This window comes from Desulfosarcina sp. (assembly GCF_041551955.1).
GTDB lineage: Bacteria > Desulfobacterota > Desulfobacteria > Desulfobacterales > Desulfosarcinaceae > Desulfosarcina.
Map to the genome: position 1 here is coordinate 1 of NZ_JBFELV010000344.1, position 5,505 is coordinate 5,505.

At 53.5% G+C, this 5,505-nt stretch carries 6 protein-coding genes and 1 pseudogene; all 7 read left to right on the forward strand.

All coding sequences use genetic code 11. The features are described 5' to 3' along the window. Positions 1 to 393 (forward strand): response regulator transcription factor (locus ABYV26_RS19665; protein WP_372683058.1); only part of this gene is annotated, 393 nt, incomplete at its 5' end. Positions 394 to 548: 155 nt separating this feature from the next. Beyond that, positions 549 to 1,739, forward strand: coding sequence for a class I SAM-dependent methyltransferase (locus ABYV26_RS19670; RefSeq protein WP_372683059.1), 1,191 nt, complete (start codon positions 549 to 551; stop codon positions 1,737 to 1,739). Between the two features lie 142 nt (positions 1,740 to 1,881). After that, on the forward strand, positions 1,882 to 2,268 hold the full coding sequence (locus ABYV26_RS19675) for a pyridoxamine 5'-phosphate oxidase family protein (protein WP_372683060.1): 387 nt from the start codon (positions 1,882 to 1,884) through the stop codon (positions 2,266 to 2,268). A gap of 81 nt (positions 2,269 to 2,349) precedes the next feature. Beyond that, a complete protein-coding gene (locus ABYV26_RS19680; RefSeq protein WP_372683061.1) occupies positions 2,350 to 3,300 on the forward strand; it encodes a YbgA family protein in 951 nt (316 codons plus the stop codon). A gap of 230 nt (positions 3,301 to 3,530) precedes the next feature. Continuing rightward, positions 3,531 to 3,674 (forward strand): hypothetical protein, encoded by a 144-nt coding sequence (locus ABYV26_RS19685; RefSeq protein ID WP_372683062.1) that lies wholly within the window; start codon positions 3,531 to 3,533, stop codon positions 3,672 to 3,674. An 87-nt stretch (positions 3,675 to 3,761) separates the two neighbouring features. Next, positions 3,762 to 4,502, forward strand: coding sequence for an SDR family oxidoreductase (locus tag ABYV26_RS19690; protein WP_372683063.1), 741 nt, complete (start codon positions 3,762 to 3,764; stop codon positions 4,500 to 4,502). Between the two features lie 676 nt (positions 4,503 to 5,178). Continuing rightward, positions 5,179 to 5,505, forward strand: a pseudogene (locus tag ABYV26_RS19695) (catalase-peroxidase); the annotation flags it as partial.

A 5,505-nucleotide genomic window follows, 5' to 3' on the forward strand; every position in this document is an offset into this window, starting at 1 on the left:
AAAGTCCTGCTCAAGCAGCGCGAGAGCGACAAGGCCGACCTTGAGCAGAAGGTGATCACCAATGTCAAGGAGATGGTGCTGCCCTACCTTGAAAAACTCAAACGGGTCAACCTGAAGCCCCAAGACAAGACGGTGGTCGACATCATCGACTCCCACCTGAACGACATCATCTCGCCGATGATGCAGAAATTGGCCAACGCCAGCATCATCCTCACCCCCCAAGAGATCCAGGTCGCATCACTGGTCAAGGACGGCAAAGCCAGCAAGGAGATCGCCGGCATTTTGAACGTGTCTGAAACCACCGTCCATTTTCATCGTAAAAACCTGCGCAGGAAATTTGGTTTAAGCAACAGTCAGACCAACCTGAGAAGTTACCTGATTTCCATATCCTGAAAAAAAGCCAACCACAAACAACCAACCAGACGCCCTATTGGCAGGTATTGCCTCCCACTCACCTGCTAACCGATTCACATGGTTTGCGTGAGGGTTTATGTTTAGGTTTTACCAATGGCGACAGGATTCAAACCAAATCTTAGGTGGAGGCAACCATGGATGCAATCGATATAGAGAGTGTGGCCGATGTCGTGTTTCAGCTCAAATGGAACAGCCAACACGCGGCTCACAATGAATGCTATGCCGCACGGGGGGTCAATCTATGGCGGGACTGGCTCCCGGACAACGTCAGGCGCTCACTGATCGGCAAGCGGCCCTGGGAGCATATAGCCGTCAACTTTTCAGCGGGGGAGCTTTTCGGGAACGACGGCGGTCATCTGAAAATAAAGCGCAAGCAGTTTACCAGAGACCCGAAAGCGGGTCGCTTTTACCCCAAGGGCTGTCTCACCGATCTTCCCGGTGTGTTCCCACAAAACATGCAACCCATCCGTTGTGTGGGAGTGAACAACGGTCAATTGGAGGTAGACATCGCCCACCCCTTGGCACTTCAACCGCTCTCCCTGTCCATGACGGTCGGGCAGGTCTCACCCAAGGAGAGCGAGCGCGGCGGCAGCAGCGTGGATTGGGTGGGGCTGCTCACCGAGGGTCCGGGCATGCAGGCCCGCTGGCAGGGAAAGCCTACGGATTTTTTCAGCGACAATCCCTTTTCCCGTCGGGATGAGCAGACGGATGACCGCTTCTACGACAATCCACGCCTGGTGCACCATCTCGACGAAACCGCTCGCGATTTGGTTACAGACCTGTATAAGCGCTTCGTCAAGGACGGCATGCAGGTACTGGACCTCATGAGCAGCTGGGTTTCTCATCTCCCCAAGGGCCTACGCCCGGGCGGGGTCAGCGGATTGGGCATGAACCGCACCGAACTGGAGCAAAATCCACACTTGACTGAAATCCAGGTTCACGACCTGAATGCCGCCCCGGTTCTGCCCTACGAAAATGAGTCTTTCGATGTTGCCATTTGCAGTGTTTCTGTGGAATACTTAGCCCATCCGCTGGACGTCTTCGCCGAGGTGGGCCGTGTGCTCAAGCCCGGCGGAACCTTCGTGGTCACTTTCTCCAACCGCTGGTTTCCTCCCAAGGTCGTTCGCATATGGGAGCAGATACACGAGTTCGAGCGAGTGGGGCTGGTCATGGAATACTTTCTGAAAAGTAAGGCCTTCAACAACCTGGGCACCCATTCCATGCGCGGACTGCCCCGCCCGCGAAATGACAAATATGCCGGTGAGCTTGCCATGTCAGATCCGGTATATGCGGTGTGGGGAACAAAAAAGCGCTCTATCGGCTGAAAAGGGTTAAGGCGGACGTATGGCTTTCGTTTTGCTTTGCGCTTTCAACGTTGAGCGTCTTTCACACTAAGCCAAAAATTGAAAATACCCTAAAAAATCAAATCGCTCGCAAGGTTCCAAACCAAAATCACAGGAGTCGTCAATGAATCTTAAAACCTATTTTGAAGAAACCAAGGGAATGGGCGTCCTATCGACTGCAGACAGCGAAGGCCGGGTCAATGCCGCCGTGTATGCGCGGCCCCATGTAATGGACGATGGTGCGTTGGCGTTCATCATGCGAGACCGCCTTTCCCACAGCAACCTACAGTCCAACCCCCGCGCCGCCTATTTGTTCAGGGAAGAAGGCCCTGGCTACAAAGGCATTCGCCTGCACTTGACCAAAACCCACGAAGAGAGCGGTACGCCGCTGGTCAAAGAGCTTTGCCGGCGATGCAAGATCTACGACAACCCCGAAGCCAAGAGGTTTCTGGTGGCTTTCAAAACCGACAAAGAGCTCCCGCTGATCGGTGCCGGCGAGTCCCCCGAATGAATTGACGGTCGGTATTCAGGTTAACAATGACGCGTGCCGTGATCGATCCACGCACGCTGAACGAACAATCTCGAGAGTAAGATGACAACTTCGATAAAGATCGGCGTCAGTGCATGCCTGTTGGGAGAAAAGGTTCGATTCGACGGCGGGCACAAACACAACCGCTACATCACTCAGACCCTTGGGCAATTCTTCGATTTTGTTCCTGTTTGTCCGGAAAGCGAATGCGGCCTGGGTATTCCAAGGGAAGCCATGCGCCTGGTGGGTAGCGTGGATGCGCCGCGCCTGGTGACCAACAAGACCCGCATCGACCACACCGATCGCATGCTCACTTGGGCTGCAGGTCGGCTGGATAACCTGGGAAAAGAGGATTTGTGCGGATTCATTTTCAAAAAGGATTCGCCGAGCAGCGGCCTCCATCGCGTCAAGGTGTACAATGACAAAGGCCAGCCAGTAAAAACCGGCCGAGGGTTGTTTGCCGCCGCCTTCACCGCTCGATTTCCCCGCATTCCGGTGGAGGAGGAGGGCCGTCTCCACGACCCGGCCTTGAGGGAGACTTTCATCGAACGAGTCTTCGCCTTGAAGCGCTGGCGTGAGGTATTGGCCGAGAAGAAGACCATGGGCCGCCTGGTTGATTTTCACACCCGTGAAAAGCTGCTCTTCATGGCCCACAGCCCGAAGCATTACCGTGAGATGGGGCGACTGGTGGCCAGTGGAAAGAAACTAAACGTGTCGGATCTCTACGACCGCTATGAAGGCATGCTGACGGAAGCACTGGGTCTTCGTGCAACGGTCAGCAAACATACCAACGTGCTCATGCACGTCATGGGTTACTTTAAAAAACAGATTTCCGGCGACGAAAAACAGGAACTCTTGGAATTGATCCAAAATTATCGCAGCGGCCATCTGCCGCTGATCGTGCCCATCACCTTGTTGAACCATTTTGTGCGCAAATACAGCCAACCCTACCTCTCCGTCCAGACTTACCTGAATCCCCACCCGCTGGACCTTCAGTTGCGCAACCACGTTTGACGGGTTCAGGTAACCGCCAGCGCCTGTGCAGTTCGGCTTTTCTCGACGATCCGGTCACGGCACTACCCTTATGGTAGGTATCGGCCCCCATTTAGCTCTGATGCGCTTCACATTGCTCTATTGAAAGCCTGCCTTATCTTGTAGGTGTAGCAGTAAAAGGCAGAGTTTCGAATAAAACGGGCAAAAAATCGAAAGCAACCTATCTCTTAACAGGAAAAATGAGGTGAATCATGGCTGAGAAAAAAGAAGAAAGCTACATCGAAAGTGAAAAAGAGAGAGAACGTGGACATGTAGATACCCGGAAGAATAATTTTGACTGTGAGAAGCCGGATAAAAATCTGGGTTGTGATCCGGGCATCGACGTCGCCGGTTAATCGCGCAACACATACAGAGCCAGGCAAAACAGGCAGAGCCTCATCGAGGCTCTGCCTTTTTTATCGATTGGCCAAGGGAGGCACATCATGACCGAACAGATAATCGCATTGGTGACCGGCGCCAACAAGGGCCTCGGATTGGAAACCTGCCGGCAGTTGGCCCGTCGGGAAACGACCGTACTGATGGGGGCAAGGGATATAAAAAAGGGACGGGAGGCGGCAGATGAATTGAAGTCCGAGGGCCTGGCGGCCGAACCGGTCCAACTGGATGTGACCCGAGCCGACCACATCGCTCAGGTGGTGGCCTTCATTGAAACCCGCTTTGGGCGGTTGGACATCCTGGTTAACAATGCAGGCATGATCCACCCGGATGAGCCGATGTTTGCCAACAGCGCGGAGCGGGTATCCCTTCAGGCCTTGAGGGAAACCTTCGAGGTCAATTTTTTCGGTCAGGTGGCACTGACCCAGGCACTCCTGCCGCTGATCAAAAAAAGTCCGGCCGGGCGCATCGTCAACGTCTCCAGCATTCTAGGGTCACTGACCCTCCACAGCGATGAATCGTCCCAGGTGACCCAGGTGAAGCCCCTGGCCTATGACGCCTCCAAAACGGCGCTGAACCAATTTACCGTGCACCTGGCTGCATCGCTGAACAAGACACCCATCAAAGTCAACGCCGCGCATCCCGGTTGGGTAAAAACGGATTTAGGCTCCCAACGGGCACCCATGGACGTGCAGGACGGCGCAAAAACCGCCGTTCGCCTGGCGGTGATCGGCCAGGATGGCCCCACAGGAAAATTTTTTCACTTCGATGAAGAGATACCCTGGTAAAGGCGGTACTTGACCAAGGGACGAATCATCAACACCCGTTGTCAATCGGCTGATCGGGTGAGGATTGTTGTCATCAGGAATACCGATCGGTATTCCCGTTTTGAAAAATTGCAGTTGACCCTCTATTGAAAATATCCTATTTGATAACTATTATCCTTTAGTCTTTATTCCTAAAAACATACTGGCATCTTGCCTGACCATCCATAGATAGGGATGCCTCAGGCATATTTGTACCCGCAGGATGACTGGCAGTATTGGATTCGACAACTTGAAACAAATAGAATCATGCTGGGTGACCGGTTCAAGCATTCACTTTTCAGACTGATTTCAGGGACGAACGTATGGATTTATTTTTTCCTATACGAAAATAATTTTCTTTAGGTTCCTGTGCTGATGAGTGGACCAGATATATATTGCTTGAGGCCTCAAGGTGGATTTGGTAGAAGGAACTTGCATGCCGATCATTGGGAAACCCGTCAATTGGCTGCGGCTACCCGAACAACATCGATTCCTTCCTCCTTTTTCTATTGAAGCGCCTCTGCGAGTGTGGAGACCCTGTGACGGTAGGTGCATTCGATTGTTCAGCTATCAAATCCATCCAGTCTATCGGCTGGAAGCAAGATGGGCCTTGTGACCCGGACGTTGTCCGAAAAAACACCAAAAAGGAGGAAACATTATGAATGCAGACAGCAAGTGCCCGGTAACGGGCCGAACGTTCAGTAAAGTAGCTGGCGGCGGCACATCGAACCGGGACTGGTGGCCGAACCAGTTGAACCTCAGGATTCTGCATCAGCACTCGCACAAAAGCAATCCCATGGGCGAGGCGTTCAACTATGCTGAGGAATTCAAGCGTCTCGACCTGGAGGCACTGAAGAAGGACCTCTATACGCTGATGACCGATTCACAGGACTGGTGGCCGGCCGACTACGGTCACTACGGGGGGCTCTTCGTCCGGATGACGTGGCACAGCGCCGGCACCTACCGTATGGGCGACGGCCGCGGG

Excerpts from the sequence above, each read along its gene's own strand:
- ABYV26_RS19690 (WP_372683063.1), top strand. The coding sequence starts at position 3,762 with ATGACCGAACAGATAATCGCATTGGTGACCGGCGCCAACAAGGGCCTC.
- ABYV26_RS19680 (WP_372683061.1), top strand. The coding sequence starts at position 2,350 with ATGACAACTTCGATAAAGATCGGCGTCAGTGCATGCCTGTTGGGAGAA.
- ABYV26_RS19670 (WP_372683059.1), top strand. The coding sequence starts at position 549 with ATGGATGCAATCGATATAGAGAGTGTGGCCGATGTCGTGTTTCAGCTC.
- ABYV26_RS19685 (WP_372683062.1), top strand. The coding sequence starts at position 3,531 with ATGGCTGAGAAAAAAGAAGAAAGCTACATCGAAAGTGAAAAAGAGAGA.
- ABYV26_RS19675 (WP_372683060.1), top strand. The coding sequence starts at position 1,882 with ATGAATCTTAAAACCTATTTTGAAGAAACCAAGGGAATGGGCGTCCTA.